This window comes from Pseudomonadaceae bacterium SI-3 (genome assembly GCA_004010935.1).
In the GTDB taxonomy this organism is placed as follows: domain Bacteria; phylum Pseudomonadota; class Gammaproteobacteria; order Pseudomonadales; family Pseudomonadaceae; genus Stutzerimonas.
This window is the reverse complement of record CP026511.1, coordinates 3,715,416-3,737,501: the sequence shown is the minus strand read 5'-3', so window position 1 is coordinate 3,737,501 and position 22,086 is coordinate 3,715,416. Positions and strand designations below refer to the sequence as shown.

Below are 22,086 nucleotides of genomic sequence, written 5' to 3'. Positions count from 1 at the left end.
TCGTAAGAGGGCGAATGATCGCGCGGCAAGGCGCGCATAGCCATAGGGCAATGGTGTCGTTTCGTGACTCGCTCAGCGCCTCGCAGGGCCGGCGCGTCGCCGCAGCGACCACTGTCCCGCTTCAAACAACGCGACTACCAGGATTGCCAGGGCAAGCGGCAGAAGCAGGTAGAAACCCCTGAATACGATTAGCGCGGCTAGCACATCAGCCGTAGGCAGCTCCGGCATGGCGGCCAGGAAAGTCACTTCGAGCACCCCAAGTCCACCGGGTGCGTGTGACAACAACGCCAGCGAGAATGAGGCAAGGAATACGCCGAGCACCACCAGATAGCCGGGATTGCCTGTCTCGGGCAGCGCAAAATAGATGATTGCCGCGGCACATGCGAGCTCCAGCGGCGCAGCAATCAGCTGCCTCCCGACAATAGGCAGCCGCGGGTAAGTGATTCGCCACTTGCCGAGCTGCATTGGCGGGAAATGTCGCCAGGCGCCGATCACGTAAAGCCCGACAAGGCATAGCAGCGAAACGCCTATTGCAATCGACAGCCATGGCTCGGCATCGACGAGTCTGTTGAGCAATTCCGGTCTGCAGATCAACACGATGCCGCTGGCCGACAGCGTACCAAGTAGAAAGGTTAACGAGCAGAACACGATCAGTACGCCGATCTCATGAGGCGTCAGTCCTTTGCTGCGGTATGCACGGTAACGCACGACTGCACCAGAAAATACGGACGCGCCAACGTTATGGGCGAGGGCGTAGGTAGTGAACGAGCAGAGCGTGATGAACCACCATGATATGTGCTTACCCAGGTGGGCTATGGCGATTCGGTCGTACCAGGCCAATGCAAAGTAGGCTCCCAGCGTTGCCAGTCCGGCCAGCATCCAATTACGGGCCCTGATCGCGGCGAGGCTGTCGGTCAGTTCGGCCAGTGAAAGATCACGTATTTCCTGATAGAGCAGATAACCGGACAGCACTACCGCCGTGATACCCACAAGGGTCCAGGCGACATCGCTCCTCTTCATCATTGCGTGGGCTCCTTGGCGACGGCTCATGCCTCGAAGCGAAGGTTCGGACAATGGGTAATGCTACGTCGCTGAATAATTCGGCCGGTCTTTTATCGGCAGCGGACCGGGCGTTTTGTTCATTGTTGGACGAAAGGTACCTAACTGGGGCACCCCTGTACCGCGGTGGAGTCCATCGTGGAGCAACTACACAGGTGTGCTCATGCCAGATATTCCCCGCGTTTCCCAGGCAGAAAGCTCGCTTTCGTTACTTGGCGAAGGCTATCCATTTATCCCCAGTCGCTGCCACAGGCTTGGAACAGATATTTTCCAGGTTCGGCTGCTTATGCAGAACACCATCTGCATGAGTGGCAAAGAAGCGGCGAAGCTGTTCTATGAGGAGCGGCTTTTCCAGCGTCAGCACGCAGCGCCGCGCATGTTGCAGAAGACGCTGTTCGGAGAGGGTGGTGTGCAGGGCTTGGATGACGAAGCCCACCGGCATCGCAAGGCATTGTTCATGTCGCTGCTGTCCGACGAGGCAGTGGTAGAGCTGGTCCGTTTGAGCGAGGCCTATTGGCTAGCGGCCATCGAGACGTGGCAACACCGTGATCGCCTGGTTCTGATGACCGAGGTGCAGACGATCCTTACCCGTACCGTATGCGAGTGGGCTGGCGTGCCGCTCGCCGAAGACGAAGTGACTCAACGTCGTGACCAGTTGACCGCCATGATTGACGGCGCGGGTGGCATTGGGGCCCGTCATTGGCATGCCCGACGAGCCCGCAAAGAAGCCGAGACCTGGATGGTCGAGCTGATCAGGCAATGGCGAGCAGGGGTGTTGAAGGTCGATAAGGACCGGCCGCTGGCGGTTATCGCTCGGCATCGTGATATGGATGGGGCGTTGCTGAACGAGCGAGTGGCGGCGGTCGAAATGCTTAATCTGTTGCGCCCCACCGTCGCGGTAGCACGCTTTGTAATCTTTGCTGCTGTGGAACTGCTAGCGCACCCCCAGTGGCGGCAGCGCCTGCAGCAGGAGGATTCGGCGTTAGAGCCTTTCGCTCAGGAAGTTCGCCGGTTGCATGCCTTCTTCCCATTTACAGCAGCGCGGGTGCGAAAGGATTTTGAATGGAGGGGCTATTTCTTTCCGAAGGGCACGCGGGTGCTGCTGGATCTCTACGGTACCAGTCGCGATGCCAGGCTCTGGGAGGAGCCCGAAGCGTTTCGGCCCGAACGTTTTTCGACCTGGGATGGAAGTGCCTTTAACTTCATTACTCAAGGCGGCGGCGACGCTGCGACGGGCCATCGTTGTCCAGGGGAACCACTGGCGATTGCTTTGCTGGTGAACGCCCTGCGGATGCTGACTCGGCGCATGAGCTATGCGGTGCCGGCCCAAGACCTTGAGATCAAAGCGTCTCGGATGCCTGCCCAACCTGAAAGCCTGCTGATCGTCAGCGATGTTAGGTATGTGCCGCCAACCCGCTAGGCATGATCAAAGACTAGCGATCCGCCGTGGCTGCTCGGGTCCGGGCCCAGTGCTCGATCAGCTCGCGTAGCTGGGACATTTCGACAGGTTTGGCCATGTGCCCATCCATCCCGGCTTCGCGGGCGCGCTCTCGGTGCTCGCTGAGAATATGCGCAGTTAGCGCCACCACCGGTGTCCGCGGCCTGGCCTCGGAGGTTTCCCAAGCGCGTAGCTGTGCGGTTGCCTCAAAGCCGTCCATCACCGGCATCTCACAGTCCATGAGCACCAGGTCGTAGGGGTGCGTTTTGATCAGTGCAAGCGCCTCCGCTCCATTGCTGGCGGTATCCGGTTTAAGGTTGAGTTTGCTCAGCATGCCGCGGATGACTTTGGTGGATATGCTGTTGTCCTCTGCGACCAAGATGCGGAAATCGTCAGGCACCGTAAGCGGTGCGTTGGCTTGGGTCGCCGACGACTGCGTGATTGCGCTGGTGCGGCGCGCAAGCTCGTCCGCTAAGGTGGTTTTCAGTGTGTAGCCGGCGACGGGTTTAGCCAGGATGCGTTTGATGCCGGCGTTGCGTGCGATGATCTTGCTCGGCGCGCTGCTCATGCCGGTTAGCATGATCAGCAGGATGTCGTGATTGAGGCTGAAGTCTTCCTTGATTCTGCTGGCCAGCTGCATGCCCGTCATACCGGGCATGTCCTGATCAAGCAAAACCACGTCGAAATAGTCGCGTAGGTGCGCCTTGGTTCGCAGCAGCGCCAACGCCTCTTTGCCTGAGGCAACCGCACTGACCTCCATGCCCCAGCTGCTGCACTGCTGGCCGAGCACTTTTCGGCAGGTATCGTTGTCATCCACCACCAGCAGCCGGGCGCCTTTGAGCTGATTGTCGAGATCGCTGGCGGGTTCGGCGATCTCGGCCGACAGTGGCAAACTCATCCACAGCGTGTTACCGGCGATGCCGCCGGTCTGAATGCCGAACTCGCCATCCATCAGGTGTATCAGCTGTCGAGCGATGATCAGGCCGAGGCGGCCACCATGGCGCGTCGCGGCGAGAAAGTCGCGGCTATCCAACGCAGCGTTGAGCAGAGCATCCCGCTCCTCTGTTTCCAGCGGTCTTCCACTGTCCTGCACGGTGATGCGCAGGCGGGGCTGGCCCTCGCGGTCGTCCACCGCTGCGGTCAGTAACACCTCGCCTTCTTCGGTTTGCTTGAAGGCGTTCTCTAGCAGATTCAACAATGCCTGGCGCAAGCGAGTCGGGTCCCCGGCAACCACATGCGGCATCTGAGGCTGGACAAAGCTGATCAGCTCGACTCGCTGCTGTTCGGCCTTGGCGCGGAAAATGCTGAGGCAATCTTCGATCAGGGCGTTGAGATCAAACTGCACGTCGTCCAGCTCGATCTGTCCGGACTCCAGCTTGGAAATGTCCAGAATCTCGTTAATTAAATTGAGCAACTCGTTACCGGAGCTGTGAATAGTCTGGACGTAGTCACGTTGTTTGGCTGATAGCGAGGTGCTGAGTAACAGTTCACTCATGCCAAGCACACCGTTCATCGGGGTACGAATCTCGTGGCTGATCTTTGCCAGGAAGTCCGCTTTGGTCCGCAATTCCGCGCTGTTAACGGCTTCGGCTGTATGTTGATTGCGATTGTCCGACTGAATTTGTCGTTGCCGCTCGAGCAGCGCGAAGCTGAGGATCAACCCAGAGCAGGTAGCCACGCTGAACATGATCCCGGTCAGCCAATCCGGGTCGAATTGATTGAAGCCCAGTAGAACGGGCAGGACGAGGACGAAACCGCCATCGAACAACAGCATGCCAGCAACCAGTAATCGGGCGGGTTCGTAGCGCTGCCGCCAATGATGGATTGCCACGACGGTAACGGTAGCGGCGGTGCCGAGCACCAGCGCATATATCAACCAGCTGAACCAGAGATGGCCGGTGAACAGTATGGTTGCTCCGAGTGCGCTGACGAGGCCTGCTTCCAGCGCTAGCACCCCGGTTATCCAGGGAACCTTGCGGTTATGGAAGAAGCCGTATGTGAAGGCTAGCAAGGAAATACAGGTCAGCAATGCGGCCATATCGGCGATCAGCGGCTGGCTATAGATCAGCTTCGGCGACCAGACGGCAAGCAGACCCAGATTCGCGATCGCAGAGGTCAGGAGGGCGCTGTGTAGCAAGGCAAGCCATACATGGCTGTAGCTCAAGGTGTAGGCAAAGCGCAGTAGGTTGTAGATGGTCAGTAGGGCCAGGGCACCAAACAATGCACCAAATAGGTAAGCCGGTTGCGCCAGCCCGACAAGCCCTATCTCATCCACGGTGCTGAACCAGGCCATGATCGGGTGGGACGATTGCAGGCGGATGTAGGCCTCGCGAGGCGTGTCGTCATTGGGAAGCGAAAACAGATATGCACGAGTAGGCAGGGGGCGCGACTCGAGAGGCCTAAGCTCACCAGTTTGAATATGGCGTTCCAGTTGGCCATTACGGAGCAAATAAAAATCGAGGTATTGCACGCGTGGCGCGAAGATCCACAACCAGTTCGGGTCGACGAATGCCGGAAGGGTCACCTGCAACCAGACGGCGTTTTCGCTGGCGGGTGCGGCATAGGCACGTTTGTCGATCCGCTGGAACAGGCTGCGCTGAGCCAGAACCTCGTCAAGGGTGAGAAGGCCGGATTGGTCAATGAGCAAACGCCAGTTGGGCTCTGTCGCCGGTAGGGCCTCGGGCGATACGGGAAGGGGAGCCGGTTCGCTAATGGCGGCGAATGCAGGCCATGCGACCAGCGCAGCCAACAACAGACTGAAGGTAAAAGCAATGGCGACCCAGAGTCGACGCACGATTGAAGTCCCTTCATGTGTGTGACGGTGGATTATAACCACCGTACTGGCGCTCAGTGATGCGCGCAACGACCGATAGGAGCTGCCGTCGCGCACATTGCCGCGAATATCGCGCTTAGCTTCCGCCCTGCTCACGTGCAATTGCACGATAACCGATGTCATGGCGGTAGAAATGCCCGTCCCACTCAATGCGAGCGGCCAGTGCATAAGCATTTTGCTGAGCTGCGGAGACCGTATCGCCAAGGGCTGTAGCGCAGAGCACGCGACCGCCAGCGGTAGTCACCGCTCCGTCCACCAATACGGTCCCGGCATGGAACACCTTTCCCTCCAGTTGAGCAGCAGCGTCCAGGCCGCGGATCGCGGCGCCTTTGCTGTAGTCACCCGGATAGCCTCCTGCAGCCAGTACTACGCCCAGGCTCGGGCGCGGATCCCACTGCGCTTCGATCTTGTTCAGCGCCTTGGCCAAAGCTGCTTCGACCAGCAGCACCAGGCTCGACTGCAGGCGCAGCATGATCGGCTGGGTTTCCGGATCGCCAAAGCGGCAATTGAATTCGATGACTTTGGGCGCGCCGTTGCGGTCGATCATCAAGCCGGCGTAGAGGAAGCCGGTATAGACGTTGCCCTCGGCAGCCATGCCTTTAACGGTCGGCCAGATCACCTCGTCCATCACACGTTGATGGACGTCAGCGGTCACCACCGGCGCCGGAGAATAAGCGCCCATTCCACCCGTGTTTGGGCCGGTGTCGCCATCGCCGACACGCTTATGGTCCTGGCTGGTGGCCATTGGCAACACATTGGTGCCATCGACCATGACGATGAAGCTGGCTTCCTCGCCGTCGAGAAATTCTTCGATCACTACCCGTGCGCCCGCATCACCGAACGCGTTGCCGGAGAGCATGTCGCGCACGGCTTCTTCCGCTTCGGCCAGGGTCATGGCGACGATCACGCCTTTACCGGCCGCCAGGCCGTCGGCCTTGATCACAATCGGCGCGCCTTTTTCTTGCAGATAGGCAAGTGCCGGTTGGACTTCGGTGAAATTCTGGTAGTCGGCGGTAGGAATGTTGTGACGGGCAAGGAAGTCTTTGGTGAACGCCTTAGACCCTTCCAGTTGTGCTGCAGCAGCGGTTGGGCCGAAGCAGTCGAGCCCGCGCGAACGGAACAGATCGACGACACCTTTGACCAGTGGCGCCTCGGGACCAACGATGGTGAGCTGCACGTTCTGCTCGGCGAAGTCTGCCAGTTGTTCGATGGCGAGTACGTCGATTGCGACGTTTTCACACTTCGCTTCAGTTGCCGTACCAGCATTGCCAGGCGCGACGAAAACTTTCCCTACGCGTGGATCCTGCGCGACCTTCCAGGCCAGGGCGTGCTCGCGGCCGCCGCTGCCGATGATTAAAACGTTCATACTCGAGTCTCTCGTCTGAGAGCAGGAAGCCGAAGCAGGAAGCAGGAAGCAGTAGGCTTCAGTCTTCCAGCTTCAAACTTCGAGCTTTTAGTGCCTGAAATGGCGCATGCCGGTGAACACCATGGCGATGCCGGCTTCGTCTGCAGCCGCAATCACCTCGGCGTCGCGCATCGAACCACCTGGCTGGATTACCGCGGTAATACCGGCTTTGGCGGCGTTATCGATGCCATCCCGGAACGGGAAAAACGCATCGCTGGCCATCACCGCACCGGGCACCTGCAAGCCGGCATGCTCGGCCTTGATCGCTGCGATCCGTGCGGAGTTGACCCGGCTCATTTGTCCGGCACCGACCCCGACTGTCTGCCGATTCTTGGCGTAGACGATGGCATTGGACTTGACGAACTTGGCGACTTTCCAGGCGAAAATCAGGTCGTGGATTTCCTGTTCGGTCGGGGCGCGCTGAGTGACGACCTTCAGGTCGGCTTCGCTGATCATGCCAATGTCGCGGCTCTGTACCAAAAGACCACCGTTGACGCGCTTGAAGTCCCAGCCCGGCGCACGATCGGCCGGCCACTGGCCGCATTCGAGCAGGCGTACGTTGGCTTTGCTTGCGACCACTTGGCGGGCTTCGGCCGATATGCTTGGTGCAATGATCACCTCGACGAACTGCCGTTCGACGATGGCTTTTGCCGTTTCGCCATCCAGCTCCCGGTTGAAGGCAATGATGCCGCCGAATGCCGACTCGCTGTCGGTCGCATAAGCCAGTTCATAGGCCTGACGGATGCCGCCCTCAGCATCCGGAACGACGGCGACGCCGCACGGGTTCGCGTGTTTGACGATTACGCAGGCTGGCTTGACGAAGCTCTTCACGCACTCAAGCGCCGCGTCGGTATCGGCGACGTTGTTGAACGACAATTCCTTGCCCTGCAGCTGGCGGGCGGTGGCAACGCAGGCTTCGTCAGCGGTCTCGACGTAGAAAGCCGCAATCTGATGTGGGTTCTCACCGTAGCGCATGTCCTGCGCCTTGACGAACTGGGTGGTGAACGTCCGCGGAAGCAGGCTGCGTCCCTCGGTCGACAGCGTCTCAGCGCTCTGGTCGACGGTCCCCAGGTAATTCGCGATCATGCCGTCATAGGAGGCCGTGTGTTCGAAGGCCTTGAGCGCCAGGTCGAAACGCTGCGCATAGGTCAGGCCGCCGTTTTTCAGGTTGTCGATGACGTGTGCGTAATCGTCGGCGTTGACGACGATGGCAACATCCTTATGGTTCTTTGCGGCGCTGCGGACCATGGTCGGACCACCGATGTCGATGTTCTCGATGGCGTCCGGCAGCGTACAGCCAGGCTTAGCGACGGTAGCTGCGAAGGGATACAGGTTGACTGCGACCAGGTCGATCGGGTTGATGCCATGCTCGGCCATGACTGCGCTATCCATATCACGGCGGCCAAGGATGCCCCCGTGAATCTTTGGATGCAGCGTCTTGACCCGACCGTCCATCATCTCCGGAAAGCCGGTGTAGTCGGCTACTTCGACGGCGGCGATGTCGCTGTCGCGCAGCAGCTTAAAGGTGCCGCCGGTGGACAGGATCTCGACGCCCAGAGTGACGAGTGCGCGGGCAAAATCAACGACGCCGGTCTTGTCGGACACGCTGATCAGCGCGCGGCGGACGGGAAGGCGGGTGCTTTGGTCGGTCATGGACATTTCCTAAGAGCTACAGGCTGCAAGCGGATAGCTCTTAGGAAGACGGCTTGCACCGTTCCATCGGAGCTCACCGCCAATCAGAGAAGGTCGTACTGCTTGAGTTTCTTACGCAGGGTGCCACGGTTCAGGCCCAACAGCTCCGAGGCCTTGGTCTGGTTGCCCTTGACGTAATTCATCACGGTTTCCAGCAGTGGGGCTTCCACCTCGGAAAGCACCAGGTTGTAAACGTCCGTAACGTCCGCGCCTTCTAGGTGCGCGAAATAGTTATGCAACGCCTTCTCCACACTGCCTCGCAAGGTCTGACCTGCTTCGCTCGGCGTATTAAGGTGTTGCTTGAGGTTCACGTTGTCGCTCACGGATGTTGTTCCAGTTAACAAGGTTTCGTTCAACAGCGTCATGCAGCCACCCCTTTTCCTTCCCCCGAATCAGGGCGTGTACGGCGTTCGGCGAAAAATCCCCGAACGCTGGCGCATTGCGCATCCCTGTCTTCCAAACCGTTGAACCGGCCGCGGTAGTCCTGCGCGCCGGGTAGTGTTGCCAGGTACCAACTGACGTGCTTACGGGCGATACGTACACCCATCACATCGCCGTAGAACGCATGCAGTGCCTCGAGATGCTGCAGCAGAATACCCTCGATCTCTCCCAGCGTCGGAGGTGCCATCAGCTCGCCTGTCGCGAGGTAATGGTTTATCTCACGAAAGATCCACGGCTTACCCTGCGCGGCCCGGCCAATGAGCAGTCCGTCCGCACCCGTCGTGTCGAGTACCTGGCGGGCTTTTTCTGGTGTATCGATGTCGCCATTGGCAAATACCGGTATCGAGACGGCCTGCTTGATCGCCGCGACGGTCTCGTATTCCGCGTCACCTGTGTAGAGATCGGCACGCGTGCGGCCATGAACGGCCAGCGCGGCGATCCCGGATTGCTCGGCAATTCTCGCCACCGAGAGCCCGTTCTTGTTCTGCCTGTCCCACCCAGTACGAATTTTCAGGGTTACTGGCACATCAACCGCAGCGATCACAGCCTCGAGTATTTGCGAGACCAGCTTTTCATCTTTCATCAACGCCGAGCCGGCGGCCTTGTTGCACACTTTCTTGGCTGGGCAACCCATGTTGATGTCAATAATCTGCGCGCCCAGTTCGACATTGCGAGCGGCCGCTTCGGCCAGCATTTGTGGGTCGCCGCCGGCGATCTGCACTGAGCGCGGTTCTGGATCCCCGTCGTGCAGCAAGCGCAGGCGCGATTTGCGGCTGTTCCACAAGCGCACATCGCTGGTCACCATTTCCGACACCACCATGCCAGCGCCCAGACGTCGGCATAACTGGCGGAACGGCTGATCGGTCACGCCGGCCATGGGCGCAAGGATCAATCGATTCGGAAGGATATAGGGGCCGATGCGTACCGCTGACATGAAGATTCCCTGCTTGGAGCCTGCTTGTTAGGTCGATCGGGACAGCAAAAAAGGGTGTGCATAATACCCGCTACGGATGACGGGTTAAAGGCTGTTCTGAACAAAATCTGAACAGCTCCGAGCTTATAACCAGCGGTAGCATGCCGCCCCGAAAAAGGGCGGCGGCAAAGGCCACTTGTCGTCTCAGGCTGTGCGGTCGTTAATCGGGTGAGCGAAACGCGAGGCTGTAATTTACTGCCGTAATGCCCGGGTCGAGAATATCCAGCGCAATGTGGATAGGAATCTGCGAAGGCATTTCCCGCTGCCCGGCGAGCTCTCCTGAGAGGTATTCGCCGGGCTTGAAGGTACGCCGCGCAAGTGTCTGGCCCTGAATGTCGGCGAAGCGCACTTCCAATAATGGGAACGGCTGGGCAAAGGGTGCGCGGTTGTAGATGATCGCATCGACCACCAGCGCCCCCGCGAAGTCCGGGTGGCTGCGTACCACTAGATTGCTGCTCTTGATCTGGCTGATGTCGACTCTGGGCGGCAACTCGCAGCCAATAGCAGGACAGATTTTCTCCAGCCAAGGACGGTACTCATCTTGTCTCGCGAGCTCGTCGAAGTTATAGGCCGCATACTGCGCTGCTAACCCAAGCAGGGCGATCAGGTTCAATAAGCCCCAACCCAACCAGCGGCCCCAGGGGCGCCGGCGCGCCTGCCAATCGAGTTGCAACGGCTCATCGTCCAGTTCGAACAGTCGCTCACCACGGCCGTATTCTCGCTCGGTGCTGACTCCGTTTCGGCCCGCCAGCGCAGCCTGCGCACTGTTTTCATCGGAATCGAACGGCCGGTCGAGCAGTGGCTCGGTGCGTCCCGCTGAGTTGAGCTGGCTGATCAATGGATCAGTAGTGCTTGCCAGCGGGCTCGGCGGGGCAGGGTGTTCGGTGCTCACTGGGGTGAAGTGAATATCCGAGATATCGGTGCCGGGCTCGGCGATATGTTCTGGCTCCGCCTTGAGCGGCTCGTTGCGTGTTTGGGGCGCTGATTCCGCGCTCAACAGCTGCTCGGCCCACGCTTCGTCGTCATCAATTGAATGGTCGGTGTGTTCGCGGTGCTGCTGTTCACCAGGTTGCGGTTCAAGCTCCAGGAATTCGCGGGACAGTTCCAGCTCCTGGCGCTCAAGCTTTGCCAGCTCTTCATCAAGATCAAGGCTGTCCAGATCCAGATCGTCATGGATCCAAAACGTGTCGTCTTGATCTACAGGTTTGTCTGGCAGCGCTTGCGCTTTTGGCGCGTCGCTGGCGGCGGAGAGGCGAGTGGCATCTGCGCTCGCGTCGATGTTGCCAGTCGTGTCAGCTTCTTGCAGGTAGCGGGCGGCGTTGAAGAGCTCCATGCACGCACCGCACCGCACCACACCCTGGGCAGCGGCGAGCTGGGTGCGGCTGACGCGGAAGCTGGTCTGGCAATGGGGGCACTGGGTGACGAAGCTGGTCATGCGTTGGTCCGGCCTAAATGGCCGTAGTCTAGCGCATGCACGCCAGTGAGCTGCAGTGGAGAACGGCCGAGTTGAGTGCTCGGCCAGAGACTTTAATCACAGCCGACGGGTGCCGGTAATTCGCACCCAACCGTCCTTGTGCGCGGTCGCGTCAAGCTCGAATTGATCTGCATAGGCGGCACGGACCTCTTCAGCCTGCTCGGCCAATACTCCCGACAGGGCCAGACGGCCGCCGGGCTTGACCCTTTCGATGATGCGCGGTGCCAGTGCCACCAGCGGGCCGGCGAGGATGTTGGCGACCACCACGTCAGCCTGGCCATCGGGAAGCTGCTCGGGCAGATAGAGCGGGAAGCGTGCTGGGTCGATGCCGTTGCGCCCGGCATTGTCACGCGATGCCTCGAGCGCCTGTACGTCGATGTCGGTTCCCACCGCTTGCTTCGCCCCTAAAAGCAGGGCAGCAATGGCCAAAATGCCGGAGCCACAGCCGAAATCCAGCACGTCCAAACCATCTAGCGGCTGCGCGTCCAGCCACTCCAGACAGAGCGCCGTGGTCGGGTGAGTGCCGGTGCCAAAGGCCAGGCCGGGATCGAGCAACAGATTCACTGCGTCCGGCTCTGGAGCAGCATGCCAGCTCGGCACGATCCACAGGCGACTGCCGAAACGCATTGGGTGGAAGCTGTCCATCCAGCTGCGTTCCCAATCCTGGTCCTCGATCCGTTCAAGCTGGTACTCGGGCAACGCGCCGCCCGTTAGGAGCTGCAGGTGGGCCAGGAGGTTGGTTTCGTCGGTATCGCCTTCGAATAGCGCCAGCAAATGTGTGTGCGACCACAGCGGAGTGGTGTTGAGATCGGGCTCGAATATTGGTTGATCTTCGGCGTCCATAAAGGTTACGGACACTGCGCCAACGCCCAATAGTGCGTCTTCGAGGGCTTCTGCCTGTTCCGGTGAGATGGCGAGACGAAGTTGTAGCCAGGGCATTGGGGCCTCTCGGAGCGAACGGCCGGGATAGCCGGCCGGGGAAAAGTCGAAATATTACTGGAGCATGCGTGCAGCTTCCATCCGGCTGAAGCCAGAAACGACAAGGGCTGCCAATCGGCAGCCCTTGTCGATGTCAGCACTGGATCAGTGCTTGTCCATTCCCAGCTTCTTTTCCAGGTAATGGATGTTCACGCCGCCTTTGCAGAAGCCGTCATCACGGACCAGATCCCGGTGCAGCGGGATGTTGGTCTTGATGCCGTCGACAACGATTTCGTCCAGAGCGTTGCGCATGCGAGCCATGGCTTCTTCGCGTGTCGCGCCGTAGGTGATCAGCTTGCCGATCAGCGAATCGTAGTTCGGTGGCACCGAATAACCGCTGTACAGGTGTGAATCGACCCGGACGCCATTGCCGCCAGGCGCGTGGAAGTGCTTCACCTTGCCAGGGCTGGGCAGGAAGTTCGAGGGATCTTCGGCGTTGATCCGACATTCCAGGGAGTGCCCGCGAATGACCACGTCTTCCTGCTTGATCGACAATTTGTTGCCGGCAGCGATGCTGAGCATCTCCTTGACGATGTCGATGCCAGTGACCATTTCGGTTACCGGATGCTCTACCTGAACGCGCGTGTTCATTTCGATGAAGTAGAAGCGACCGTCTTCGTAAAGGAACTCGAAGGTACCGGCGCCGCGGTAGCCGATCTCGACGCAGGCATCGGTACAGCGCTTGAGTACTTCGGCACGTGCTTTTTCGTCGATATAGGGGGCAGGTGCTTCTTCCAGAACCTTCTGATGGCGGCGCTGCAGCGAGCAGTCGCGGTCGCCCAGATGCACAGCGTTGCCCTGTCCATCGGACAGAACCTGAACTTCGACGTGGCGCGGATTGCCCAGGAATTTCTCGAGATAGACCATCGGATTGCCGAACGCCGCGCCCGCTTCGGTACGGGTCAGCTTGGCCGACTTGATCAGGTCTTCTTCCTTGTGGACCACGCGCATGCCGCGCCCGCCACCGCCGCCTGCTGCCTTGATGATCACTGGATAGCCGACTTCGCGTGCGATGCGCAGCGCTTCGGTTTCATCTTCCGGTAGCGGTCCCTCTGAACCCGGCACCACAGGCACGCCTGCTTTGATCATGGCTTCCTTGGCAGAGACCTTGTCGCCCATCAGGCGAATGGTTTCCGCTTTAGGACCGACGAAGGCAAAACCGGATTTCTCCACCTGCTCGGCAAAGTCGGCGTTCTCAGCCAGAAAGCCATAGCCGGGATGGATCGCGGTGGCGCCGGTCACTTCTGCGGCGGCAATAATCGAGGGGATGTGCAGGTAGGAGTTGGTGGCGAGGGCCGGGCCGATGCAGACGGACTCGTCGGCCAGGGCCAGGTGCATCAGCTCTCTGTCTGCGGTCGAGTGAACTGCAACGGTCTTGATCCCCAGCTCTTTGCAGGCTCGCAGAATCCGCAGGGCAATTTCACCGCGGTTGGCGATTAGTACTTTTTCCAACATCGCTGGTTCTCCGCGGTTCAAACGATGGTGAACAGCGGCTGGTCGTATTCGACCGGCTGACCATTCTCCACCAGGATGGATTCGATGGTGCCGCTGGTTTCGGCCTCGATGTGGTTCATCATTTTCATCGCTTCGACGATGCAGAGGATGTCGCCTTTCTTAACGCTCTGGCCAACTTCGACGAAGTTTGCCGATTCCGGCGACGATGCGCGGTAGAAGGTGCCTACCATCGGCGAACGGACCACGGTGCCGTTTAGCTTCGGCTGCACCGGTGCGGCGTCGGCGGCTGGCGCTGCAGCAGCAGGAGCGGCTGCCGGTGCTGGCATCGGTGCCTGGGCGTAGTAGGGCTGCTGCATTGCAACCTGCTTGCTGTGACGGCTGATGCGAACGGACTCTTCGCCTTCGTGAATTTCCAGTTCGTCGATACCGGATTCTTCCAGCAGTTCGATCAGTTTCTTGACTTTACGAATATCCATGAAGCGGTGACTCCCAAGTAGGTTCAAAGGGCATTGCTGCTCGCTTCTTCGAGGCCGGGCGCGTGTCGCGCGCGGTCCTGTCAGGAAGCAGCGAGTTGTTCCAGGGCGGCCTCCAATGCCAGGCGGTAGCCGCTGGCGCCAAGGCCGCAGATCACCCCTACCGCGACATCCGAGAAGTAGGAGTGATGGCGGAAAGGTTCACGCTTGTGCACGTTGGACAGGTGCACTTCGATGAATGGGATGCTCACCGCTAGCAGCGCGTCACGTAAGGCGACGCTGGTATGTGTGAAAGCGGCGGGATTGATCAGGATGAAGTCCACGCCTTCACCGCGTGCGGCATGGATGCGCTCGATCAGTTCGTACTCGGCATTAGATTGTAGGTGCAACAGGTGATGGCCGGCGTCGCGGGCTCGCTGCTCCAGATCCTGATTGATCTGAGCCAGTGTTATGGCGCCATAAACGCCAGGTTCGCGAGTGCCAAGCATATTCAGATTCGGGCCGTGGAGGACCAGAAACGTCGCCATGAGTATTCCTTGTTGTTCTATCCAACCAGCCGCTTGGAGCGCGTCGGTCGGTGAGGGGAAAAACTATGCCCGAAGCAAGGGCTGACTGTCCAGTCATGTCTTGATCGGCGTAAATGCCGACATTATGACTGGAGATTGCCGCAGGGAATCGTCTAGAGAGAGGCTTCTGCGCGGTCCAGTCGTTCAGCAAACTGGCTGGCATCGATTTCACCAACGACCCTGACGTCGGTCAGTTCATTGCCGGCGCGATCGAAGAATAGAACCGCAGGCGGTCCGAACAGCTTATAGCGATCCAGCAAGGCCCGTTGTTCCGGGTTACTGTCCGTAATATCGAAGCGAACCAGGCGGTAGTCTTCCAAGCGGGGTGCAATTTGAGGGGCGGCGAACACTTCGCGCTCTATCACCTTACAGCTGATGCACCAATCGGCGTACCAGTCGAGCATCAACGGCTGGCCGGCTGCTTGTGCCGCTTTGAGCTGGGCGTCGAGTTCATCTGGGGTGGTTATCGTGCGCCAGGCTTCAGTTTCGCTGGCCAAACTGTTGCCGACGGCGGACGTCGAGCGGGGCAATGGGCGAAGCGGATCGGAGCCACCTTGCAGCGCACCGACCCAAGCCGCCAGGGCATAGACCAGCAGGACCAAGCCCAGTAATTGCGCCAGTTTTTGTTGGGGGGTCTTGAGACCGAACTCCAAGGTGCCAAGGAACAATGCCGTGCCGGCAGCGAGCAAACCCCACAGTGCCAGCGCCAGCGGACCTGGCAAAACCCGCTCGAGCATCCATACCGCGACTGCCAGCAGCAGCACACCGAACACGTTGCGCACCGTGACCATCCATGGTCCGCTCTTGGGGAGCAGGGCGCCGCCGCCAATGGCGAACAGAATCAGCGGTGTCCCCATTCCCAGGCCGAGGGCAAACAGTTTGAGTCCGCCACCCAGCGCATCGCCACTGGCGCTGATATACAGCAGAGCGCCAGCAAGCGGTGCCGAGACGCATGGCGAAACCAGCAGGCTGGAGACAGTGCCGAGCAGTGCGGCACCGACGAAGGAGCCGCCCTTGGCGTTACCCGCAATACGCTCGAGGCGGTAGCCCATGGCCTGCGGGACGCGCAGCTCGAACAGTCCGAACATGGCCAGGGCAAAGGCGACGAAAAATAGCGCGAACGGCACTAGGATCCAGGGAGATTGCAGGCGTGCCTGCAGATTCAGCTCGGCTCCGAACATGCCCATGAGCGCCCCGAGCACGGCGAAGCCGGCCGCCATGGGCAAGACGTAGGCGAGCGATAGGCCAAAGCTGCGCATCCCGCCGATCTGTCCGCGCAACACGACCCCGGACAGAATCGGCAGCATCGGCAAAACGCATGGTGTGAAGGTCAGCCCCAAACCCGCGAGAAAGAATAACGCCACCGAGCGCCAGGAGAGACCTGCACTGGCATCGGTCTGACTGTCTGGAGGCGATGCTTTGGGCGGCCCTGTCGGCGCGCCACCAATATCGAGAGATTCGGTTTCCGGCGGATAGCACAAGCCTTTGTCTGCGCAACCTTGGTAAGTCACCTGCAAGGTAAAGGGTTGGTTCTGCGGATTGCGAATCGGTAGCTCGACGTCGAGCACGCCGTAATAGACTTCGACTTCGCCGAAATAGTCATCGGTCTTCTGCTCGCCGGCTGGAAGATTCGCCTCGGCGATCACAACCCCAGGCGTATCGGTCCTGAATTTGAACTGGTGCCGGTAGAGGTAATAGCCTTCCGCCGCAACGAAACGCAGTTTCACCAGCTCCGGCGAGGCGTCGATCAGGTTCAGGCGAAACGCCTCGCGTACCGGCAAGAAGTCCGCGCTGTTGTTCAGGCCTCCAAGCGTCACGCTAGGACGGCTATCAAACAGGCCTGCGGCGGCAGGGAGGGCGAAGAACAGGAGCAGCAGACTCAGCAAACGGCGCATGGTCATCTCACAGGAAGCAGTGACCGCATGATACCCAACGCGGCCAATCGTCGCTCGTACGCAACGTCGCACTAGCGCACGTTCTGTAACCAGATGGTGCCGTCCTGCTCGATGCATGGCAGCGCTCGCAATGCCTGTCCTGCACAGGGGCCGGCTACGCACTCGCCACTATCGATGAGAAACAGGGCGCCGTGGGTGGCGCACTGGATCAGGCTGCCGCTGCTGTCGAGGAACTGGTCCGGCAACCATTCCAGAGGGATTCCGCGATGTGGGCAACGATTCTGATAAACGTAGAGTGTGCCCTCCTTGCGTATTGCCAGCAGGCGCTGCCCTTCTCGCTCGAAACCCTTGCTCTGGCCCTCCGTCACCTCAGAGGCATCACACAGTCGAATCATCCGGACCTCCTTATTTCGAGAGAATTATCACTCAATCAGCAGTCGCTGGGTTGGCTAACGGCTGATAGCGCTGGCGGAGCCGGTGGCTGGCTTTTATTCTTCTGCTCAAATTTCAACTGGCGAAACTTTTGATGAGCCCAGTGCTATCCGCACGCCCGCTGTTTATTTCGCTGGGACTCGTGTGGCTGATCGCGTTCTGGTTGTCGCTGTCGCTTGGGCCGGTCACTCTACCGCTGGGCGATACATTAAAAGCCTTGCTGCAACTGTTTGGCTTATCGATTGCGGGCGAGGGCGCTGACCATGCCGCTCTGATCCTCGGACAGATACGCTTGCCACGCGCCTTGCTCGGTTTGAGTGTTGGGACGGTATTGGCATTGTCCGGCGTTGCCATGCAGGGGTTATTTCGCAATCCATTAGCTGACCCGGGGCTGGTCGGTGTTTCCAGTGGTGCCGCACTAGGCGCCGCCGCCACCATCGTTGGTGGTGAGCTCGTTGGCGGAATCTCCCCGCTGCTGGAGCCTTATCTGCTGTCAATCAGTGCGTTCCTCGGTGGCCTGGGTGTCACCTGGCTGGTTTATCGGCTCGGTCGTCGGGACGGGCGCACCCATGTCGCGACGATGCTGCTCGCTGGCATTGCACTGACCGCTCTTGCTGGAGCGGTGATCGGGCTCTTCACCTACGTAGCGGATGACAAAGCGTTGCGTACGTTGACCTTCTGGAATCTCGGCAGCCTCAACGGGGCGAGCTATGCACGGCTCTGGCCGCTATTGCTGGTGACTGTGGCGGTGACGCTCTGGTTGCCTCGCCGTGCGCGGGCACTGAATGCGCTGCTGCTGGGCGAATCGGAGGCACGTCATCTGGGCTTTGACGTGGAACGACTCAAGCGCGAACTGGTGTTTTGCACAGCGCTCAGTGTCGGCGCTGCTGTAGCGGCGGCGGGCATGATCGGCTTCGTTGGGCTGGTGGTTCCACATTTGGTGCGGCTGATGATCGGGCCCGACCACCGGTTACTGTTACCGGCTTCGGCGTTGGCTGGGGGGAGTCTGTTGCTGCTCGCCGATCTCCTTGCCCGGCTTCTGCTGGCACCTGCCGAGTTGCCGATCGGTATCGTCACTGCATTGCTGGGCGCGCCTTTCTTTCTTTACCTGTTATTGCGGCAGCCACAGTGATGCTCAGTATTCGCGGAGGCTCAGTCCGACGAGGCGCTTCCGTCATCCTCGCTGACGTAAACGTGGCTTTGGATGCAGGTGAAGTCTTAGGGGTGCTGGGACCAAACGGAGCAGGGAAGAGCACCCTGCTGGCCGCGTTGAGTGGCGAGCTGCCAGTAGGTGTTGGCGAGGTGCTGTTGCATCAGAAGCCGCTGCACGGCTGGAGTGGTCCGGAGCGCGCACGCTGTCTAGCGGTTCTGCCGCAAAGTTCAAGCTTGAGTTTCGGTTTTCGCGTCGACGAAGTGGTCGGCCTAGGTCGGTTGCCACATGAAAGCGGTCTCGAAGCCGACCGGGCTATCGTCTCGGCTGCACTGGGTGCTGCAGATGCGCAGCATCTGGCCCAACGCAGTTACCTGTCGCTGTCGGGAGGCGAACAGCAGCGCGTGCACCTAGCCCGGGTGCTTGCGCAGCTATGGCCCGGGCGTACCGGGCAAGTATTGTTGCTCGACGAGCCTACTGCCATGCTCGATCCATTGCATCAGCACAGCATCCTGCACGCGATCCGCCAGTTCGCCAGGCTGGGCGGCGCGGTCCTGGTCATCCTGCATGATCTCAACCTTGCAGCACGCTACTGCGATCGTCTGGTGCTGCTGGCTGACGGACGTGTACATCTGAGCGGTACGCCCGAACAGGTGTTGCAGTCTGAGCCACTGAAGTCGGTGTTCGGCCTCGATGTGCTGATCCAGCGCCACCCGGAAAGAGACCACCCGCTCGTTATTGCTCGCTGAGGATTGATGTATGCGATTGCTATTGCCCCTGTTCGTGATCCTGCTCACCGCCGCTTGTCAGTCAGTACCAGCCTTGCCAGCCTGGCAAAGCCCAGAGGGCCTCGAGCATCCCGACCTGGGGCGGATCGTCGATCTGCGAAGCGGCGAACAGATTTCGCCGAGACGATTGCTCGACGAGCTAGCCAAGGTCGATCAGGTATTGGTGGGGGAGCGCCATGACAACCCGGACCACCATGCGCTCCAGCTTTGGCTTCTCCAGGCATTAGCACAGCGCCGAGCGCAGGGCAGTCTGCTGCTGGAAATGCTCAACCCGGATCAGCAGGACAAGGTCGCTAAGGTGCAAGCACTGGTTGACCGTGGGCTGTGGCCAGCTGACCTGCCTGCTGCGCTGGACTGGCAAAAAGGTTGGGAATGGCGGTTGTACGCCCCGCTGGTCAAGCATGCGTTAGCTCATCCCTATCCTTTGCTATCGGCCAATCTCGACCGTGAGGAAATCATGCGTGTCTACCGCCGTATACCAACGCTCACCGGTGCGGCCGCTGACAAGAACGTGCAGGGGGTCTTGCTCGCACAGATTCGAACGTCCCACTGCGACCTGCTGCCAGAGAAGCAGCTACCCGCCATGCTGGCAGTCCAGCAGCAACGCGACTTGCGAATGGCTGAGCAGCTGGATGCCGCGCCGAAGCCGGCAATGCTAGTGGCAGGTGCTTTTCATGTCCGGCGTGATCTCGGCGTGCCTTTGCATCTCTCGAGTCGCAGTGGCAACCCCGCGACGCGAGTAATGATGTTCGCAGACGTGGGAGACAGGGTGTCCGCCGATCAGGCCGATTTCGTCTGGTTTACCCCGGCTCAGCCGCAGCAGGATCATTGCGTCGAACTTCGTAAGGCAACCGAGTAGCTGGGAATAAAGCTTCAGCGGAGCTAGTAGTTTCGCGGGCAAAAAAAGACCCGGCAAGAGCCGGGTCAAAACCGTGATTAGCCTGATGAGGAGATAACCTGAAAGGCCGACTGCCCGTCCTTTCAGCTTACCGGCTGATCTCGCGACCAGTGGTGCTAATAATAACAATTCTCATTCGTTAGTCAACAGCCGAACTCAAATAAAATTTTCTACCAAGGTAATGGGATCTACGCGCTGGCGGTGAGGGGCATACGCAGCTGCGTAACCTCTTTGTTCAGCAGATCGATGCGCCTGGCCATGCTTTCGATCAGGCTGTGCGCAATCTTGGGGTTGCTCTGCATCAGGCTGAGAAATTGGTCCTTGGGGATAAGCATAACGGTGCAGGCGACAGTGGCGACGACGGTCGCGCTGCGCTTCTCTTGGGTGAATACGGCCATTGCCCCAAAGATCTCATCGCGCTGTACGTCGCCGACTTTCTGTCCGTCAACAAGCGCGTCGGCATGGCCTTCGATGATGATGAACACGTTGTCCGCATCATCGCCCTGTCTAATCAATTCCTCGCCCGCGGCGAAATGCTGAAACCCTGTGGTTGGGTGTATCTCGGGTTGCTTGAGTCGCGCTAACGCATCTGACAACAGCGCTGTCTGCCCAATCAGGTACTGGGTGAAGAGCTCCTGCCGCCGCTGATCCGCATGAATATGGCGAAACACCGCACTACGTGCATAGGGAACCAGACGAATCGATTCATCGCTGCGATAACGACACAGCGGCAGTTCGATTCCTTGGCGTAGTCCGAGCAGGTCGCCTTCCTGCATGTAGAACAATGGTCTTTCATCGACCAGTGCATGCAACAGGCCGCTCTCGATGACGAATAGGTGCTGCTCGGGTAGGTCTACCGCCAGGTCGTCGGAACCCTTGATCTCGATAGGTGGTGCAGAAGGGGTGAGCCCTTCAAGCAGTTGCGCGGGGATCCCCTGCAAACGGTTGATCAGTTGATCGGCATAGGCCGGTTGTTCCCCGAGTAGATACATGTCGGCAATCCTTGGACAAGCGGGCTCACAGAGGTGGAGCGATGCGCGTGCTCACCATAAGGCCGCGCTTGACGAGAGTAAATCGCGCCGAGCGGGCATTGTGAGCTAGCTCTTGTCTCGGTAATCACAGCGGGCCAGGTGCTGGTTCAGCTCGGTTTTCAGGGTGTCCGGCAGTTCCTTCCAATTAATGTCTCGCAACGCCCCTTCGATGGCATAGAGCAACACTCTCGAGGCGCTGAATCCCCGTGACTTAACCGCCTGGTAGGCACTGACCGCGCCGAGTCGACGCAGGTCATCGGCCGTGTGGATGCCCGAGGCGTGCAGCCATTGCGCGGATGTCTTGCCAAGATTTCTCAAGGTCAACAGTTCGTCGTGCATGATTGCTCCTATCGGCCTGGGTAGCCGGCGAGGAAATGAAGCGGCCAGCGAACCCGGCGCTGGTGTTCCGGATTTCCCCATAGACGCTTGAACTCAGATTCGAGTGAAGTGACCGGATCTTGGCCATGGGTCTGCTGCCACTGCTTCACCGCCGACCAAGTGCGCAGGTAGCCAAGCAGCTGTGGCAGGTTCCAGTGGGCTTCGAGGGCAAATTCTGGAGGTTGGAAGGTTGTGAATGGTGCTTGGATATCTCGATAGCCCGCATCGACGCTGGCGCGTCCTGGTGGCCAGTAGCCGCTCAGGGTTTCGCCATGCAGCTGCTCGATCATGGCATCCAGCGGCGGTTCGATACGAAGCAAGCTGTAGCACCACGCGCAGAACAGCCCATCTGCTGACAGCACTCGCTTCGCTTCGTCAAAGAAGGCTGGCGTAGCGAACCAGTGCAATGCCTGTGCGACCACAATCAAGTCGGCCACGCTATCGCGCAGCGGCAACTGCTCAGCTTGCGCAGCGAATCGCTCCGCAGATCGCCAGTCGGTACTGCCGGTCAGTTGGCCAGGGCTGGCATCGCACGCCACAACTCGGTCGAAGTGGTCGATCAATCCCCGTGTAGCCTGGCCAGTGCCAGACGCAACGTCGAGTGCGCAGCTGGGCACCGAGCACTGTTCGGCGAGCCAATTGAACAGGCTGCTCGGATACGTGGGGCGGAACTGTGCGTAGTCGTCAGAACGAATTGAAAAGAGCTGGACGCTATCACCCATGACAA

Annotated in this window: 20 protein-coding genes; 4 read left to right on the top strand and 16 right to left on the bottom strand. The window is 59.7% G+C overall.

The window, feature by feature from the left end; translation table 11 throughout:
* Positions 1-72: 72 nt before the first annotated feature.
* Positions 73-1,023 (bottom strand): hypothetical protein, encoded by a 951-nt coding sequence (locus C1896_17455; GenBank protein ID AZZ46538.1) that lies wholly within the window; start codon positions 1,021-1,023, stop codon positions 73-75.
* 199 nt (positions 1,024-1,222) lie between these two features.
* On the opposite strand from C1896_17455, the gene C1896_17450 reads away from it, so the two are divergent.
* On the top strand, positions 1,223-2,479 hold the full coding sequence (locus tag C1896_17450) for a cytochrome P450 (GenBank protein AZZ46537.1): 1,257 nt from the start codon (positions 1,223-1,225) through the stop codon (positions 2,477-2,479).
* 13 nt (positions 2,480-2,492) lie between these two features.
* On the opposite strand, the gene C1896_17445 is transcribed toward C1896_17450, so the two are convergent.
* The 12 genes from C1896_17445 to C1896_17390 all read right to left on the bottom strand — a co-directional run bounded on the left by C1896_17445 (position 2,493) and on the right by C1896_17390 (position 17,077).
* A complete protein-coding gene (locus tag C1896_17445) occupies positions 2,493-5,291 on the bottom strand; it encodes a hybrid sensor histidine kinase/response regulator (GenBank protein ID AZZ46536.1) in 2,799 nt (932 codons plus the stop codon).
* 115 nt (positions 5,292-5,406) lie between these two features.
* Positions 5,407-6,696: a phosphoribosylamine--glycine ligase gene (locus C1896_17440; GenBank protein ID AZZ46535.1), complete on the bottom strand. Its 1,290-nt coding sequence runs from the start codon at positions 6,694-6,696 to the stop codon at positions 5,407-5,409.
* Positions 6,697-6,783: 87 nt separating this feature from the next.
* Positions 6,784-8,388, bottom strand: coding sequence for a bifunctional phosphoribosylaminoimidazolecarboxamide formyltransferase/inosine monophosphate cyclohydrolase (purH, locus tag C1896_17435; protein AZZ46534.1), 1,605 nt, complete (start codon positions 8,386-8,388; stop codon positions 6,784-6,786).
* 83 nt (positions 8,389-8,471) lie between these two features.
* Positions 8,472-8,792, bottom strand: a complete 321-nt coding sequence (locus C1896_17430) for a DNA-binding transcriptional regulator Fis (protein ID AZZ46533.1) — start codon at positions 8,790-8,792, stop codon at positions 8,472-8,474.
* Positions 8,789-9,802, bottom strand: coding sequence for a tRNA dihydrouridine synthase DusB (locus C1896_17425; GenBank protein ID AZZ46532.1), 1,014 nt, complete (start codon positions 9,800-9,802; stop codon positions 8,789-8,791). The genes C1896_17430 and C1896_17425 overlap by 4 nt, the downstream gene beginning before the upstream one ends.
* A gap of 199 nt (positions 9,803-10,001) precedes the next feature.
* The gene (locus tag C1896_17420) at positions 10,002-11,276 is read right to left on the bottom strand and encodes a DUF3426 domain-containing protein (GenBank protein ID AZZ46531.1); all 1,275 of its coding nucleotides are present in this window, start codon (positions 11,274-11,276) and stop codon (positions 10,002-10,004) included.
* A 96-nt stretch (positions 11,277-11,372) separates the two neighbouring features.
* Entirely contained in the window at positions 11,373-12,254 is an 882-nt protein-coding gene (locus C1896_17415) for a 50S ribosomal protein L11 methyltransferase (GenBank protein AZZ46530.1), read from the bottom strand.
* Between the two features lie 144 nt (positions 12,255-12,398).
* On the bottom strand, positions 12,399-13,748 hold the full coding sequence (gene accC / locus C1896_17410; GenBank protein ID AZZ46529.1) for an acetyl-CoA carboxylase biotin carboxylase subunit: 1,350 nt from the start codon (positions 13,746-13,748) through the stop codon (positions 12,399-12,401).
* A 17-nt stretch (positions 13,749-13,765) separates the two neighbouring features.
* Positions 13,766-14,224: an acetyl-CoA carboxylase biotin carboxyl carrier protein gene (locus C1896_17405; GenBank protein AZZ46528.1), complete on the bottom strand. Its 459-nt coding sequence runs from the start codon at positions 14,222-14,224 to the stop codon at positions 13,766-13,768.
* An 80-nt stretch (positions 14,225-14,304) separates the two neighbouring features.
* The gene (aroQ, locus tag C1896_17400; GenBank protein ID AZZ46527.1) at positions 14,305-14,748 is read right to left on the bottom strand and encodes a type II 3-dehydroquinate dehydratase; all 444 of its coding nucleotides are present in this window, start codon (positions 14,746-14,748) and stop codon (positions 14,305-14,307) included.
* A 152-nt stretch (positions 14,749-14,900) separates the two neighbouring features.
* A complete protein-coding gene (locus tag C1896_17395; protein ID AZZ47718.1) occupies positions 14,901-16,682 on the bottom strand; it encodes a protein-disulfide reductase DsbD in 1,782 nt (593 codons plus the stop codon).
* Positions 16,683-16,753: 71 nt separating this feature from the next.
* Positions 16,754-17,077, bottom strand: coding sequence for a Rieske (2Fe-2S) protein (locus tag C1896_17390; GenBank protein AZZ46526.1), 324 nt, complete (start codon positions 17,075-17,077; stop codon positions 16,754-16,756).
* 131 nt (positions 17,078-17,208) lie between these two features.
* Here C1896_17390 and C1896_17385 point away from each other — a divergent pair, with 131 nt between their 5' ends.
* The 3 genes from C1896_17385 to C1896_17375 are packed head-to-tail and all read left to right on the top strand — an operon-like array spanning position 17,209 to position 19,911.
* Positions 17,209-18,246 carry an ABC transporter permease gene (locus C1896_17385; protein AZZ46525.1) on the top strand — a complete coding sequence of 346 codons (1,038 nt, stop codon included), beginning with the start codon at positions 17,209-17,211 and terminating at the stop codon, positions 18,244-18,246.
* Complete coding sequence (locus C1896_17380; protein AZZ46524.1) at positions 18,246-19,013, top strand: heme ABC transporter ATP-binding protein; 768 nt, start codon at positions 18,246-18,248, stop codon at positions 19,011-19,013. Before C1896_17385 ends, C1896_17380 begins: the two co-directional genes overlap by 1 nt.
* A gap of 10 nt (positions 19,014-19,023) precedes the next feature.
* Positions 19,024-19,911, top strand: a complete 888-nt coding sequence (locus tag C1896_17375) for an iron(III) ABC transporter (GenBank protein ID AZZ46523.1) — start codon at positions 19,024-19,026, stop codon at positions 19,909-19,911.
* A gap of 227 nt (positions 19,912-20,138) precedes the next feature.
* On the opposite strand, the gene C1896_17370 is transcribed toward C1896_17375, so the two are convergent.
* From C1896_17370 to C1896_17360, 3 genes are all read right to left on the bottom strand, one after another.
* Complete coding sequence (locus C1896_17370; protein AZZ46522.1) at positions 20,139-20,942, bottom strand: cAMP-binding protein; 804 nt, start codon at positions 20,940-20,942, stop codon at positions 20,139-20,141.
* A 105-nt stretch (positions 20,943-21,047) separates the two neighbouring features.
* Positions 21,048-21,320 carry a competence protein TfoX gene (locus tag C1896_17365; GenBank protein AZZ46521.1) on the bottom strand — a complete coding sequence of 91 codons (273 nt, stop codon included), beginning with the start codon at positions 21,318-21,320 and terminating at the stop codon, positions 21,048-21,050.
* 8 nt (positions 21,321-21,328) lie between these two features.
* Entirely contained in the window at positions 21,329-22,081 is a 753-nt protein-coding gene (locus C1896_17360; GenBank protein ID AZZ46520.1) for a class I SAM-dependent methyltransferase, read from the bottom strand.
* Positions 22,082-22,086 lie beyond the last annotated feature (5 nt).

Excerpts from the sequence above, each read along its gene's own strand:
- aroQ (AZZ46527.1), bottom strand. The coding sequence starts at position 14,748 with ATGGCGACGTTTCTGGTCCTCCACGGCCCGAATCTGAATATGCTTGGC.
- C1896_17365 (AZZ46521.1), bottom strand. The coding sequence starts at position 21,320 with ATGCACGACGAACTGTTGACCTTGAGAAATCTTGGCAAGACATCCGCG.
- C1896_17390 (AZZ46526.1), bottom strand. The coding sequence starts at position 17,077 with ATGATTCGACTGTGTGATGCCTCTGAGGTGACGGAGGGCCAGAGCAAG.
- purH (AZZ46534.1), bottom strand. The coding sequence starts at position 8,388 with ATGACCGACCAAAGCACCCGCCTTCCCGTCCGCCGCGCGCTGATCAGC.
- C1896_17395 (AZZ47718.1), bottom strand. The coding sequence starts at position 16,682 with ATGCGCCGTTTGCTGAGTCTGCTGCTCCTGTTCTTCGCCCTCCCTGCC.
- C1896_17385 (AZZ46525.1), top strand. The coding sequence starts at position 17,209 with ATGAGCCCAGTGCTATCCGCACGCCCGCTGTTTATTTCGCTGGGACTC.
- C1896_17455 (AZZ46538.1), bottom strand. The coding sequence starts at position 1,023 with ATGATGAAGAGGAGCGATGTCGCCTGGACCCTTGTGGGTATCACGGCG.
- C1896_17450 (AZZ46537.1), top strand. The coding sequence starts at position 1,223 with ATGCCAGATATTCCCCGCGTTTCCCAGGCAGAAAGCTCGCTTTCGTTA.
- C1896_17425 (AZZ46532.1), bottom strand. The coding sequence starts at position 9,802 with ATGTCAGCGGTACGCATCGGCCCCTATATCCTTCCGAATCGATTGATC.
- C1896_17440 (AZZ46535.1), bottom strand. The coding sequence starts at position 6,696 with ATGAACGTTTTAATCATCGGCAGCGGCGGCCGCGAGCACGCCCTGGCC.
- C1896_17405 (AZZ46528.1), bottom strand. The coding sequence starts at position 14,224 with ATGGATATTCGTAAAGTCAAGAAACTGATCGAACTGCTGGAAGAATCC.
- C1896_17375 (AZZ46523.1), top strand. The coding sequence starts at position 19,024 with ATGCGATTGCTATTGCCCCTGTTCGTGATCCTGCTCACCGCCGCTTGT.
- accC (AZZ46529.1), bottom strand. The coding sequence starts at position 13,748 with ATGTTGGAAAAAGTACTAATCGCCAACCGCGGTGAAATTGCCCTGCGG.
- C1896_17370 (AZZ46522.1), bottom strand. The coding sequence starts at position 20,942 with ATGTATCTACTCGGGGAACAACCGGCCTATGCCGATCAACTGATCAAC.
- C1896_17360 (AZZ46520.1), bottom strand. The coding sequence starts at position 22,081 with ATGGGTGATAGCGTCCAGCTCTTTTCAATTCGTTCTGACGACTACGCA.
- C1896_17415 (AZZ46530.1), bottom strand. The coding sequence starts at position 12,254 with ATGCCCTGGCTACAACTTCGTCTCGCCATCTCACCGGAACAGGCAGAA.
- C1896_17430 (AZZ46533.1), bottom strand. The coding sequence starts at position 8,792 with ATGACGCTGTTGAACGAAACCTTGTTAACTGGAACAACATCCGTGAGC.
- C1896_17380 (AZZ46524.1), top strand. The coding sequence starts at position 18,246 with ATGCTCAGTATTCGCGGAGGCTCAGTCCGACGAGGCGCTTCCGTCATC.
- C1896_17420 (AZZ46531.1), bottom strand. The coding sequence starts at position 11,276 with ATGACCAGCTTCGTCACCCAGTGCCCCCATTGCCAGACCAGCTTCCGC.